Origin of the sequence: Paenibacillus sp. FSL H3-0469 (genome assembly GCF_038051945.1) — a bacterium.
Taxonomy (GTDB): domain Bacteria; phylum Bacillota; class Bacilli; order Paenibacillales; family Paenibacillaceae; genus Paenibacillus_AQ.
The window spans coordinates 233,778-247,275 of sequence record NZ_CP150302.1; the positions used below are offsets into that span (position 1 = coordinate 233,778).

Annotated in this window: 11 protein-coding genes; 7 read left to right on the forward strand and 4 right to left on the reverse strand. The window is 52.0% G+C overall.

The genetic code is table 11. From position 1 onward, the window contains the following. Positions 1–10 precede the first annotated feature (10 nt). On the reverse strand, positions 11–1,243 hold the full coding sequence (locus tag NSS83_RS01075) for an MFS transporter (RefSeq protein ID WP_341186160.1): 1,233 nt from the start codon (positions 1,241–1,243) through the stop codon (positions 11–13). A 66-nt stretch (positions 1,244–1,309) separates the two neighbouring features. Here NSS83_RS01075 and NSS83_RS01080 point away from each other — a divergent pair, with 66 nt between their 5' ends. From NSS83_RS01080 to NSS83_RS01095, 4 genes are all read left to right on the forward strand, one after another. Next, on the forward strand, positions 1,310–2,422 hold the full coding sequence (locus tag NSS83_RS01080; protein ID WP_341186159.1) for a metallophosphoesterase: 1,113 nt from the start codon (positions 1,310–1,312) through the stop codon (positions 2,420–2,422). Between the two features lie 123 nt (positions 2,423–2,545). Beyond that, the gene (locus NSS83_RS01085) at positions 2,546–2,932 is read left to right on the forward strand and encodes a GntR family transcriptional regulator (protein WP_341347505.1); all 387 of its coding nucleotides are present in this window, start codon (positions 2,546–2,548) and stop codon (positions 2,930–2,932) included. Next, positions 2,922–3,785: an ABC transporter ATP-binding protein gene (locus tag NSS83_RS01090; RefSeq protein WP_341347506.1), complete on the forward strand. Its 864-nt coding sequence runs from the start codon at positions 2,922–2,924 to the stop codon at positions 3,783–3,785. The genes NSS83_RS01085 and NSS83_RS01090 overlap by 11 nt, the downstream gene beginning before the upstream one ends. Position 3,786: 1 nt before the next feature. Next, entirely contained in the window at positions 3,787–4,425 is a 639-nt protein-coding gene (locus tag NSS83_RS01095) for an ABC-2 transporter permease (protein WP_036694313.1), read from the forward strand. Between the two features lie 32 nt (positions 4,426–4,457). Here NSS83_RS01095 and NSS83_RS01100 read toward each other — a convergent pair whose 3' ends face one another. Beyond that, positions 4,458–5,816 (reverse strand): deoxyribodipyrimidine photo-lyase, encoded by a 1,359-nt coding sequence (locus NSS83_RS01100; protein WP_341186156.1) that lies wholly within the window; start codon positions 5,814–5,816, stop codon positions 4,458–4,460. Between the two features lie 152 nt (positions 5,817–5,968). Here NSS83_RS01100 and NSS83_RS01105 point away from each other — a divergent pair, with 152 nt between their 5' ends. Then, positions 5,969–7,888 carry a serine hydrolase domain-containing protein gene (locus NSS83_RS01105; RefSeq protein WP_341186155.1) on the forward strand — a complete coding sequence of 640 codons (1,920 nt, stop codon included), beginning with the start codon at positions 5,969–5,971 and terminating at the stop codon, positions 7,886–7,888. A gap of 250 nt (positions 7,889–8,138) precedes the next feature. Here the strand turns inward: NSS83_RS01105 and NSS83_RS01110 are convergent, their stop codons facing one another. Together NSS83_RS01110 and NSS83_RS01115 are read right to left on the reverse strand one after the other, a co-directional pair. Further along, positions 8,139–10,427: a DEAD/DEAH box helicase gene (locus NSS83_RS01110; protein WP_341347507.1), complete on the reverse strand. Its 2,289-nt coding sequence runs from the start codon at positions 10,425–10,427 to the stop codon at positions 8,139–8,141. 282 nt (positions 10,428–10,709) lie between these two features. After that, positions 10,710–11,189 carry a MarR family transcriptional regulator gene (locus NSS83_RS01115; RefSeq protein ID WP_341186153.1) on the reverse strand — a complete coding sequence of 160 codons (480 nt, stop codon included), beginning with the start codon at positions 11,187–11,189 and terminating at the stop codon, positions 10,710–10,712. Positions 11,190–11,474: 285 nt separating this feature from the next. Between NSS83_RS01115 and NSS83_RS01120 the strand changes: the two genes are divergently transcribed. Further along, positions 11,475–11,876 (forward strand): RidA family protein, encoded by a 402-nt coding sequence (locus NSS83_RS01120; protein ID WP_341186152.1) that lies wholly within the window; start codon positions 11,475–11,477, stop codon positions 11,874–11,876. Between the two features lie 24 nt (positions 11,877–11,900). Then, entirely contained in the window at positions 11,901–13,397 is a 1,497-nt protein-coding gene (locus tag NSS83_RS01125) for a monooxygenase (protein ID WP_341186151.1), read from the forward strand. Positions 13,398–13,498: the final 101 nt, after the last annotated feature.

Genomic DNA, 13,498 nt, shown 5'->3' on the forward strand with positions numbered 1-13,498 from the left:
ATTGGCTTGGTCATGCGCTCTGAGGAGCTGTCCGTCTGCGGTACAGGTGCAGCAGCAGATACGAGGCGGCGAACGCTGCGGTTACCAGCCACAATGGAATTCTCGGGTCGAGCTTGTAGGCCCAGCCTCCGATAATGCCCGCTGGCGCGGTGAATACCAGGATCAGGACAGACAGCATGGAGAAGACCTTGGCCCGCTTATCATCATCAATGGCGTTCTGCACAGCTGCCTCCAGATAAGGAGAGCTGATCATCAGGCCTACAGCTGCCAGAATGGTGCTCAGTCCGATCCAGATAAAGCTCGCTGTAGGGTAGAGAACCAGCATGGCATTCGACAGAGCAGATAAGCCGAAGCCTGCCATCATAGCGCGGTTAGCGCTCTGATCCGGGATTCTGGGCATCAGCAGCCACAGCGTTAGCAGCATGATGACTGAGGACACGGCCGGGAACAGAGAGAGGATGCCGCTGTCCAGATGGATATAATCTGCCAGATACAGGTACAGGTAGGTGCTTTTCAGCGTAGCCTGGAAGTTGAACAGAATGTATACGCCGAAGATCAGCAGCAGATTGCGCTCCGCCCCGAGGTCACGGAAGGCGCCGCCGTATTCAATCATACTTTCCCTAAGGCTGAGCTCACGGGTCTCCTGTCTTTTGCGGATGCCGGCCTCGGTCTCCCGGGTAGTCAGATGGCGGCCCACGAACTGGAAGGTCATGAAGAGGAAGGCCAGCACGTACATGATCCTCATGCCCGTGACCATGCCATACTGGTGGACAAGCAGACCGCCCAGCGGTGCGAACAGGCCTCCGATCACCCCGATAATTTGCAGCAGTGTGAATACATAGGTCCGGTCAGAGGGGCGGGTATCTTCAACAATCAGGCAGTAAAAGGCGATATGCGGCACACGCTGGAAGCCGTTAATCACCGCAGCCGCCACGAAAAACCACAGGTTCTGTGAGAAGGCCCATAACAAGGTGGCGAGACTCCAGCTAAGCAGGTCAAAATATAATATAGCCCGCTTGCGTCCCAGCCGGTCCGTTAAATATCCGCTGAGCAAAGAGGAGAATACCTGTACGATGAGTCCGATCGTCGTTATCCAGCCGATGTTCAGCTCGGTCAATCCAAGCTCATACATGTACAGGGTGGCATAGGTAGAGAACATGCTAAAGGGAATCAGAAAAAAAGGCTCAAAGGTCAAGCAGCCCCGGCTGTTTCCCTCCAGCCGCGGAAAAAAGGGTTTTGCCATGATGAAATCCTCCAGGTTGTCGATTGTCTACACTATATTTATTTAACACAAATTGGAGCTGAGCGCATGTTTATTATTCTCGGACTGGTATTTATTACGATATATGCCCTGATTGTCTTCTATATTGGCTGGAGCGGCTGGAGCTGGATCAAGCCGGTCGTCTCCGGACGGTTCCGGCTGTTCTATATTATTGCGCTGATCTTCCTGGCCAGCTCGCTGATCCTCTCCAGAGTGGTGGCTGGGTCAGCTGTCTTAAGCGTCATCGGCAGCTACTGGCTGGCCGTATTCAGTCTGCTGCTCATGCTGCTGCCGCTCGTGCATCTTATGGTCTGGCTAACGAAGCTGTCCAAGCTGCCGCGCCGCGCGGTTCAGAAGTGGTCCGGTATCCTGACGCTGGTTATTCTAATCACCCTGATAGGATATGGAAGCTATAATGCGTACAGTCCGGTTGTCCGTTCCTATGAGTTACAGATTGACAAGCCGGGTCCGCCCAGCGGTAAGCTTCACATCGTGATGGCTTCGGATATGCATTTCGGTTATTTATCCGGCAAACGCCATGCAGAGCGGATGGTGCAGGAGATTAACGCCTTGCACCCCGATCTGATACTGCTTCCGGGCGACATCGTGGATGATGACGTCAGGCCCTATAAGGACAAAGGTCTCGGCGCTGTGCTGGCGAAGCTTGAAGCTCCGCTCGGGGTATATGCTTCCCTGGGGAATCATGACCGGTTCAAGGGCGGGACAGAGGAGATCATCAGCCTGCTGGAGGAGAGCGGGATGCAGGTGCTCTACGATGAAGACGTCGAGGTGGGCGGCTGGCTGACGCTGATTGGACGGAAGGATTACAGTGATAAGGAGCGGGCCAAGCTGGCTGACCTGACCAAGGACGTAGACCGTTCCAAGCCGGTATTCATGTTAGAGCATCAGCCGGTGGAGTTCGGGATTGCTGAAGAGCAAGGCATCGACTTGATGGTCTCCGGCCATACCCACCGCGGGCAGATCGCACCAGCCAACCTTATCACTTCCAGGGTGTTCGAGAATGACTGGGGGTATCTGAAGAAGGGACAGCTTCATACCGTCGTCTCTTCAGGCTATGGCTTCTGGGGCCCGCCGATCCGTATCGGCTCGCGCTCAGAGGTGGTGTCCCTTCAGGTGGAGTTTTCTAACGTGAATAAGTAATTTGGAAGGGCTGACCGGGTGTTCGGGTTAGCTCTTTTTTTGGATGATATATTTACAAAAACCATTAGATCAGTTATATTGTACTGGTACAATAAGTACACTGGTCACGCAAGGAGGAAGCGTGTGGAGATTATCATCAGCAGTAACCGGAACAAGCCCATTTATGAGCAGATCACCTCGCAGATTAAGGGCAAGATTATGAGCGGAGAGCTTCAGGCAGGAGACCCGATCCCTTCGATGCGTGCCTTGGCCAAAGCAATTCAGGTCAGTGTCATCACCGTACAGAAGGCGTATGAGGATCTGCAGCGTGACGGATTCATCGAGACGACGGTCGGGCGCGGAAGCTTCGTCTCTGCCGTGAACCAGGATGTCCTTCAGGAAGAGCAGCTGAAGAAGGTGGATGAGCATCTAATGAAGGCAGCCGAAATCGCCCGCGCAAGCGGAATCAAGCTGGAGACGATGGTGGATATGCTGACTATCTTTTACAAGGAGGGAAATCATGAATCTTAGTTTGGAAATCACCGGACTGACCAAGTCCTATGCCGATTCCGGCTTTATGCTGGACAATGTATCATTTGCTATACCCAGCGGAACGATTATGGGGTTCGTGGGGGAGAACGGGGCAGGGAAGACGACAACGATCAAGTCCATTCTGAACACGGTTCAGATTGACAGCGGAACAATCCGGCTGCTGGGCAGGGAGATGACGGATACTGACACGGTCTTACGCGAAGATATCGGAGTGGTGCTGGATTCGGCCAATTTCCCGGCGGTGCTGACCCCAAATAAGCTGGCTAAGGTCATGCGCGGCATCTATAAGCAATGGGACCCGAAGCTCTACATCAAGCTTACAGGGAAGTTCGGCCTGCCTATGAACCAGAAGATCAGCGGGTTCTCACGGGGCATGACGATGAAGCTGGCGATTGCTGCCGCCCTGTCGCACCATCCCAAGCTGCTGATTCTGGATGAGGCTACTTCGGGGCTGGACCCGGTGACCAGAGAGGAGATTCTGGAGGTGTTCCTGGAATTCGTAGAGGATGAGCGTCATGCTATACTGATGTCCTCCCATATCACAAGTGATCTGGAGAAAATCGCTGATTATATCACCTTCATCCATCAAGGGCAGATCATTCTGACAGCGATGAAGGATGAGCTGATCTACGACTACGGCGTGGCCCGCTGCACCAGCGGCCAGTTCCAGAGTATTGCAGAAGAAGACAGGCTGGCTTACCGGGTGAGGGAGCATCAGACCGATGTGCTGGTGAGGGACAGAAGAATCTTTGAGCAGCAATACAGCGGGATCACCGTCGATCAGGTATCTATTGAAGAAATTCTGCTGCTGCTGGTAAAGGGGGCGAAATAGGATGCGCGGACTGCTGCTTAATAACTACTACTCGCTGCAAAATACGATCAAAACATCCCTGGGCATCGCGCTGATGCTGGCGCTGGTCCCATTGGCCGTAATTAATAACTCGATACTGAATGCCATCATTGGTGCGCAGATTCTGGTCTTTGTGGTGAGCATCGGGGCCTCCCTGCAGGCGGATGAGGCATCGAAGTGGAACCGCTTTGAGATCACATTGCCGATCAGAAGGCGAACGGTGGTCTATGCCAAGTACTTAAGCTTTCTGCTGCTGATTCTGATGGGGACGGCTACGAGCCTGATTACTATAGGGGTGATCTATGCCAAAGGCGTGGACACCTCGGGCTGGAGCCTATCCACCGGGTTCACCTTCGGTTTATCGCTGGCCATCACAACGCTGGCGGTCTATTATCCGGTTGTGCTTAAATTCGGTGTGGACAAAAGCGAGCTGATGGTGATGGTAGCCGCAGGAATCGCTGTAGTCCTCCGGGTTCTGGTATGGCTGCTGCTGGGCCAGTATATGGACGGTGTTAACTTCAATGGACCAGAGACCGGGTATGCATCTCTGCTGTTGGCGGTTCTCTTGTTCGCCATATCTTATGTGACGGCCGTGCGGATTCACCGGAACAAGGAATTCTGATGCTGAAGAAGCCGGGCTAAGACCCGGCTTCTTCAGCTTTTGCGGCTTCGCATAATCTCCTTATAGACTTCAATAGCCAGCGCCCGGGACCGCTTCAGGTCAACAATGGCATCATCGGCAGGCAAATGAATGGCCTGGTCAGACCAATCCGCGCGTTCCGGCAGCCAGGTGCGGAGATAGCTGCCGTCTGGATCATGAGTCCTGGACTGGGTGACCGGGTTCATCACCCGGAAATAGGGAGAAGCATCGAAGCCCAGCGAAGAGCTCCACAGCCAGCCGCCGCGGTTCTGGGCATTGTCGTAATCGCTGAGCTTCAGCCGGAAATAACGTTCACCGTAGATGAACGGACAGCCCAGATTCTTCGTCAGGAACATCGCCGTAATCATCCGCAGCCGGTTAGGCATCCAGCCGGTCTCATTCAATTGGCGCATGGCAGCGTCGATGACCGGAATGCCGGTCCTGCCCTGAGCCCAGGCCTCGAAGTGCTGTGTTCCAAGCGCAGAGAGGTCATATATTTTCTCATAATTGAAAAAATCCCCATCCAGCCTTGCCTGATACAGATAGAAATCCCTCCAGGCCAATTGCCGCAGCCATTCCTCTCCAAGGTCATCTTCCTCAGTCAGCCTGCGATAGACAGCCCTTGCAGATACAGCCCCTGCATTCAGGTGGCTGCTCATCCGGCTTGTCCGGTCCTCCGCATATTGGTCGCGGGTATCCGGGTAATGCTGGAGTTCTGCCGTAATGAAATCCTCCAAGGTTCGGCCCGGATTCATCTCCCTTGCCGCATCCTTCAGTTGTGCGAGTTGCTGATCTATTTCCTCCGGAAGCCTGAAGGCCTCTCTCATCTCCGGATGAAGGTCTGCCGTCTGCAAGCTGCCCAGTCCCTCAGTGTAAGGGGGCCGGAACCGTTCTGAGAGAAAAGCGCGCCAACGGCGGTAAAAGGGAGTGAATACCTTGAACGGCTCACTCCTGCCGCACCAGTCCATGAAATCTTCCAGGTCACAGAGCATCCGTTCATGCCGGGCATGGAACCGGAGGCCAAGCGAATAAGCGGTATCCTGCAGCACACTGTCCCGCTTCAGAGCATAAGGGGTATAGTCTGCGTGTAAACTGACTTCCTGTATGGGGTGGAGCTGTGCCAGTCTGCGGAGGATTTCCTCCGGCTCCCCGTACAGGAGATGAAGCCGCTTGCCCTGCTCCGCGTATTCCTGCCGGAGGCGGGCAACATGCAGCAGGAAATTCTGACCGCTATGCTCCAGATAACGCTTATTCCTTAGCAGAAACGGCTCCAGTATTAATACATGCAGGGAGTCCTCCTCTGCTGAAGCTATAGCGTCGAAGGCCGGCAGATCAGAAGTCCGCAGGTCCTTGCGGTGTATGAATAGAATCATAGATGATGGATGTCCTTTCAAATAGAAGTATCGTGTCTCTATTCTATATACCCAAATTGTACTTTTACAAGATTATAACACTCAAGTGTCAGGTTTTTTGTTAGAATTAGGAAGGCTGCAGGATTTTACTCGACTAAAGGAGAGGTTTTATTTTGAAACGAGGATTCACACTAGTGCTCATGGTGCTATTGCTGCTATCGGGCAGCATTACAGCATTTGCCGCAGAGCAAGGCAGCGTAGGAGCAGGGGGAGCTACCCCATCCGGCATTCCGCTGACCGGGCTGGAAGCTTTTGTAGACGATTATGTAAAAGAGTACATAGGAAAGCAGACCGTAGGCGCTTCCGTTGTGATGGTGAAGGATGGACAGATTGTTCTGTCCAAGGGGTACGGCTACGCCGATGTGGAGAAACAGATCCCCGTCACCCCGGATACGGTCATGGAATGGGGCTCGATCAGCAAGCTTGCTGTATGGGCATCCGTAATGCAGCTGGCGGAGCAAGGCAAACTGGACCTGAATCAAGATATCCGTAAGCTGCTGCCGGAGAACTTCCTGACTAAGCTGACGTATGATGAGCCGATCACGATGCTGAATTTGATGAACCACAACGCCGGATTCGAAGAGTATATGTTCGATATGGCCTACCAGTCTCCTGAGGAAGTGCGGTCACTGGAAGAGGGGCTGAAGCTGGCTCAGCCCGCACAGATCTACAGACCAGGGGAAGTGGTCGCGTATTCCAATTACGGAAACTCACTGGCTGCCTATATTGTGGAGCGCATCAGCGGACAGCCGTATCATGAATACGTCCAGCAGCATATTTTTGAGCCGCTGGGCATGAAGCATTCCATGGCGTATTCTGTGGTGGAGGACCGCCCGGAGCTGCTGGAGCATAAGGCCAAGGGATACTTCTTCGCCGGACCAGGCTCCTTCAATCAAGGGTCATGGAATTATATGTCCATGTACCCGAACGGCGGAAATAACGGGACGGCGGAGGATCTGGCCAAGTTCGCCATGGCCTTCATGCCTGCCGCCGGAGAGCAATCTCCGCTGTTCCGGAAGTCCGGTACGCTGGATACGATGCTGACCCGCAGTCATTCCGCTGCAGAAGACATGCCGGGCATCGCCCACGGGTTCTGGGAGTATCCGGGAGTTCACCGGACGCTGGGGCATGGCGGGAACACGATTGCTTTTGCCACCAATCTGATGCTGGTGCCTGAAGACCGGTTTGCAGTCGTGATTATGACGAATCAGGCGGGCGAATCCCATATTGTTCATGGTCTGACCAAGGCAGTAGTGGGGCAGAGAGCGAAGACGGAGGCAGCGGTTCTGCCGGATGTATCAGAGGTGGAAGGCCGATTCGTGGCAGCACGCCGTCCCGGACATGGCTTCATGAAGCTGTTCCCTTATCTCACGATGATGAAGCTTGAGCCTCAGGGAACAGATCAGCTTAAGGTGTCACTTGCCGGGATGAGCGGAAGCTATCAGCAGGTTCAGCCTTATCTCTATGCGAAGACGGGCGGAGATTCAGGGCTGGATGCCTGGCCGATGCTGTATACCAAAGTCAGTGAGGGGAAGGTAGAGGCCGTCTCGGTGTACACCTCCGATTATCTGCCGCTGGGTCCGGGCCGGTCCATGCCGGTACTGCTAATCAGTGCAGCACTGGCGGCACTGGCGATTGCCTATTTTGTAATTGCTCCGTTTGTGTTGCTGGTACAGGCGCTTCTGGGTAAAAGGAAAGCGAGTCGTCACCGTACTGCCCCCCGTTCCGCCAACCGGAAGCTGACGGCCGGACTGACTTTAACCGGCACCGGTCTGGTCGTGAACAATCTGGTGCTGGCCTTACGGATGCTGAGCAACAGTGAACGTGCCTATGCAGAGGTCTATCCTCAGATTATAGTGAATATTGCACTGACCGGCCTGGCGGCATTGCTTATCGCTGCGCTATTGCTAACCTTGATGAAGCGCCGGTCCCCGTCTGTCTTACCGGCCCGTAGCCATTGGCCGGCCATCGTGCCCATGGTGATGATGTCGATTCTGCTGGTCCAGCTTGTATTCTGGGAGTTCTACAGTTAAGCAGCAGGGGACAGGCTGAGAAGCGGCAGCTCAGATGGGAAAGAGGCCAGGATGCGATGAGAGCCGGAAACAGGTGGATTTTGTCCACTTGCTTGACCGCAAAAAACTCTTACTAAGCCCCACAAGTGCGGTGATCATTTGCTCGTGGGGTATCGGTAGAATACCTTTCAATTTCTGTACAAACTAGAAACGGCTACGCTATCCTCTTAAGGACGGCATAGCCGTTTCTATTACTATAATAAAGGTTCTATTAATATTTCGGCTGCTTAATGAAGGGGGATAGCAGCTTCTGAGCAATTGGACGAAGCCAAAAAGCCACCACTGTCGTTCCCGTCCATGAGCTGCGCTTATTCTGGAGATATTGGTCGTTGATGATATAAGTCCGGGTGGAAGCAGGGCTCCTCAGTCCCAGCCGTTCCCATTCAGCCGGATCATTGGACCCGCCGAGCCTGATCAGCATAGCCTCTGCCGCACGTTCGATCTTATCCGGAATCTGATCGAATGCTCCGGTAATCTGCGTATGAAATTCATCGATCGGGCTGCGGCTGGCGATGCTCTCCAGGTGAATGCCTTCGCGGAGATAGGAGACGAAGGCCAGATGGTCAGCCCAGCATTCATCGATATAGAACAGCCGTACCCGCTGTTCCGCAGGGCTCACCCTCTGCTCGCCCAGCAGTATGCTGAGCCGCTCTGTGTAGAGAATCCGCCGCTGGTCCTCGATCATATCCGAATAACGGTTCAGCTCGTTATGGATATCGAAGTTCTGGCTCATTACAATTTGCTGAATACTTGCGATCTTCCGGCCAAGCGAAGGCCCTGCAATAGCTTCCTGCTGTCTGAGCGCATGGGCTGGGGTTGGGGAGCTGAAGCGGCGCATCAAATCGTCTTCCAGACTGACATAGAAGACAGAAGCCCCCGGGTCGCCCTGGCGGCCGGAACGCCCGCGAAGCTGATTGTCAATCCGCACGCTCTCATTCACATGGGTGCCAATGACATATAACCCGCCGAGCCGGGCGACAGCGTCGGCCTGTACCGGGTCACCGCCGCCGAGCCGGATATCGACACCGCGACCCGCCATATTCGTTGAGACCGTTACGGCGCCGAGTTCTCCGGCTCTGGCGATGATATCCGCTTCCTCAGCATCATTCTTCGCATTCAGTACCTGAACGGGAACACCGGCAGCCGCAAGCTCCGCAGCCAGCATGTCCGATTCCTCGACGCTTGCGGTCCCAATCAGTATGGGACGTCCCTCCCTGTGAATAGAGGAGATGTCCTGCACGAGCGCCTGATATTTGACATCCTTGTGTGTGTAAATCCGGTGAGGGTGATCTACCCGGATGTTCGGCTGATTCGGCGGAATCTCCACCACCTGCAGAGCATAGATATCCTTGAATTCCATAGCCGAGGCGCAGGCTGTAGCGGTCATTCCGCAGATTTCCGGATATAGGCTAATGAAGTGTTGAATAGTGATTGTACCGAGAATTTTCCCGCCTGCGGTCCATTTCAGTCCTTCTTTGGCAGTCAGTGCGGCTTGCAGGCCGTCCGGCAAATACCGGTTCTCGGCCACGCGTCCCGTATATTCTTCGATCAGCTCAATAGCACCGCCACGGACAATGTAATCAATGTCCTTCGTTAATAAGGTCTCCACATGCAGCGCACAATTCAGTGAGGTTAGCAGCTGACTGTTCCGGCTATCGTAGAGATTACCGCATCCCAGCAGCTCCTCCACCTTGGCAGCACCAGCATCGTTCAGGTATACGTTCCGTTGGAATTCGTCATAATCGTAATGCTCTCCAGCCAGCAGCAGCCGGGCCAGATCTGCGTATCGCATGCCGTCGCTATGACTGACCTCGGATTCGCCACTGATTACAAGCGGTACCCGCGCTTCATCAAGCAGCAGGGAATCAGCTTCGTCCACGATGACATAGTGGAAAGGGCGGTGTACCGTAGCGGCTTCCGTGAGCGCAATGGTGTCCCGCAAGTAGTCGAACCCGGCTTCTTTTGCCGTAACATAGGTGATATCGCTCCTGTAGGCCGCCCGTTTCTCGCTCAGACTCATGCCCGCTTGAACCGAATCCACCGATAGTCCCAGGAAGCGGTAGATGGGACCCATCCACAGTGCATCCCGCCGGGCCAAATAATCATTGAAGGTCAGCACATGCACGCCTTTGCCGGTCAGCGCATTCAGATAGGCCGGCATTACGGCTGAGAGGGTTTTGCCTTCACCCGTGTGCTGCTCAATCAGCATTCGCTCGTGCAGGGCGATAGCAGCCATGATCTGGACATCATAAGGCTGTAATCCGAGGGTTCTTGAGGCAGCCTCGCAGACTAATGAATAGGCATCGACAAGCAGCTCTTCCAGAGCTATGCCGGATTGGGCAGCGTGCCGGAGCCGGAGGGACTCCTCCTGAAGCTTGGTGTCATCCCAAGTCTGCAAATTGCGTTTGCGGATTTGCTCCGTTTTGTCCCGGTAGACACTAAGCATATTCCGGTTATCGTAATCTCTGAAACGTTGCACGAATCTAGCAGCTATATTCATAGTCATAGTCTCTCCCTGTTCTCCCAACTGCTAATATGAACCTCATCGGGCTACTTTACTGTATATTATAATCCATTCCTGTTTCGGTTTACCAATGTATGGATTATAAGCCCAAGAGACGAGAGTTAGCTGAATAGGAAAGGGGAGTGGAAGCAGCCTTTAGGCACTCAGTCCGCCGTCGACCGGCAGGATGACCCCTGTTACGATTAAAAGCAGCCTCTCACTTGAACTGTATCCCCAATTATTATTGATGTCTAACCTATGTACAATTTATTGGGTTCGTTAGCGATAGAAGTCCACCATATCTCCAAACAGCTGTTTAATAAATTCGAGCTCGCTTTCTTTATATCTTTCCAAAAACTCGTACATTCTTTGCTTTTCCTTCACATGAAGCTCATCATGAGCAGCAAATAGCTTTTTGCCGATAGGCGTTAGCCGAAAATACACTTCCTTTTTGTTGTCGTTGAACTGGGCTTTTCGCACCCAACCTGCCTTTAGTAATTTATTTGCGATCTTGGAGGTATTTCCTTTACTTAAATTGATTCTCTCCGCGATGGAAGTGAGATTGATCGGCTCCTGCTCTCCGATGCACGCAATGGTGTGCAGTTCCGTCATATTCAAGCTGAATTCTGATTCAATATGCTTCCGGATATCCTTCAGGTATGTGGCAGTTATTCGGGTTTCATATTGCTCTTTTTGCTCAAGAAACTGAACGAAAAATTCATGAATGGCAGTTTTGTTTTTACTGGCAGTATCCATCATTATGCTGGCTCCTCGACTTATTTGTTTTATTATATCATAGATTGTTCTCTGAGAAACATACGGAATACCCATATTGGGATTGGGGTTGACATGATAAAGAGTAACCAAGTAAAATGATATTGTTTCGAATGAAACTAAAATTGTATATAATTTTCATCACCCTTGTTTTAACGGGCGATAAAAAAGGTTCTAACGAAACAATAATTGATGAAGGAGGTTTGCCGGGAATACTTGTCCACTTTTCAAGAGGGAATTTATAAATAGGGAAATGGAGCATACCTGCCTATGGAGGTCGTAAATCCGAAGACCTTGACGGATAAGTTTACATCTGTAATTTCTCATGTCGTGGTAACTACTGCCTCCCAATTGGCCTTCATCTCAGGTCAGGTTTCTGTAGATGAAACAGGATCATTGGTCGGTTCAGGGGACTATTACGCGCAAGCGATTCAAGTGTTCACCAACCTTAAGTATGCATTGGAAGCCGTGCGAGCGGATCCCTTGTACATTGTAAAAATGAATATTTTTGTTGTAAACCACAACCCGGAAATGATTCCGATTATTTTTGAGGCAGGATTTCATGTGTTTGGCCCTCACTGGCCGAAGACAGCAAGTACCTATATAGGCGTTCAAGCACTAGCCGATCCTGAATGGCTTATCGAAATAGACGCTATCGTGATCTTCCCATAATGTTTAAGAAAAGAGGCTTTTGATATGAAATATGAAGTCATCCTGATCGGTGGCGGACCTGTCGGCATGATGCTGGCCGGGGAATTGGCATTAGCCGGTGTAAAGGTCTGCGTCATTGAGCGATTAAAAGAGACAACTCCTTATTCACGTGCGCTTACCGTACATCCTCGAACTCTTGAAATATTAGATATGCGTGGACTGAAATCACAATTAATCAGTCAAGGCCGCTTACTTTCGAGAGGACATTTCGCCGGATTAGAAACTCCTTTGGATTTCACGGTGTTGAATTCTTCTTCCAATCACACTCTCTTTTTACCGCAGAGTGAGACGGAGAAGGTGTTGGAGGAATGGGCGCTTAGCCTTGGCGCAGAGGTCTGGAGAGAGGTTGAGGCTCTATCTGTACACCAGGATGAGGATGGGGTTGACGTTAAGGTCGCAGGACCTCATGCAGAAACAACGTTAAGATCAGCTTATGTGGTAGGTACGGATGGAGCCAGAAGTTTGGTTCGCAAGCATGCAAATATATCATTTGAAGGTTCAGATGCGACCTTCACGGCGATTCTGGGGGATGCCGTTCTATCTGATTTGGCTCCTATGAGTGTCATATCCCGGATTACAGAAAAAGGATTGGTCAGCATCATGCCGATCAATGATCATCTGTATCGGGTCTTGATGATCGATATGGAGAGACGTAACATCTCTAAGGATGAGCCCGTTACATTGGAAGAGTTTCGTTCATCGCTCATCCGTACAACCGGAAGCGATCTGGGATTGAACGATGTGAAATGGATGTCCCGTTTCGGAAATGCGACGCGGCAAGCTGGACGCTATCGGAATGGTCGATTGTTCTTGGCGGGAGATTCGGCGCACATTCATTTTCCCGCTGGTGGACAGGGAATGAATGTCGGCTTACAAGAAGCGATGAACTTAGGCTGGAAGCTTGCAGGAGCAATCAAAGGCTGGGCTCCGGACTGGCTATTGGACAGTTATCATGCCGAACGCTTTCCATGGAATACAACCTTGCTCCGGAATACCGAGGTCCAAACCCTGCTTCTGGATGTGACTCCCCCTATCACGGAACTTCGAAGTATGTTAGCTAAACTGATTCAAATACCGGAAGCAAATTATCAGATCGCCGCACAAGTTTCCGCAATGGATGTACTTTATGCTCCAGACGCCGAAGCGCCTCCCCATCCTTTAAATGGGAAACGTTTCAAGGATCTAAGCTTAAAGCTGAAAGACGGGCAATTGATTAACTCCTATCCGTTACTACAAAAAGGTACTTTTCTTCTGCTGCATTTCCATCCTAATGAACAGAATAGCTGTCAATGGGAAACGTTTAGCAACCTTCAAGTTGTACATGCCTCTTTGGCTGAGGCTGACGCGGATTGGAACGACGTCCACACGGCGCTTATTCGGCCGGATGGACATATTGCCTGGGCGATTCCTCTATCCGCTCCAAATCCAATGCAAACCATAAATGAAGGAATCACTCGCTGGTGCGGGGACATTACCGTATAGTAATTCGTTCGAGGTGCGTAACTGATTCGCTACCACGTTCAAGGATCTAATGAATTAGGGCTTGCAATTAAAAACAAGCGACCCTTCAGAAGGCGGACAGC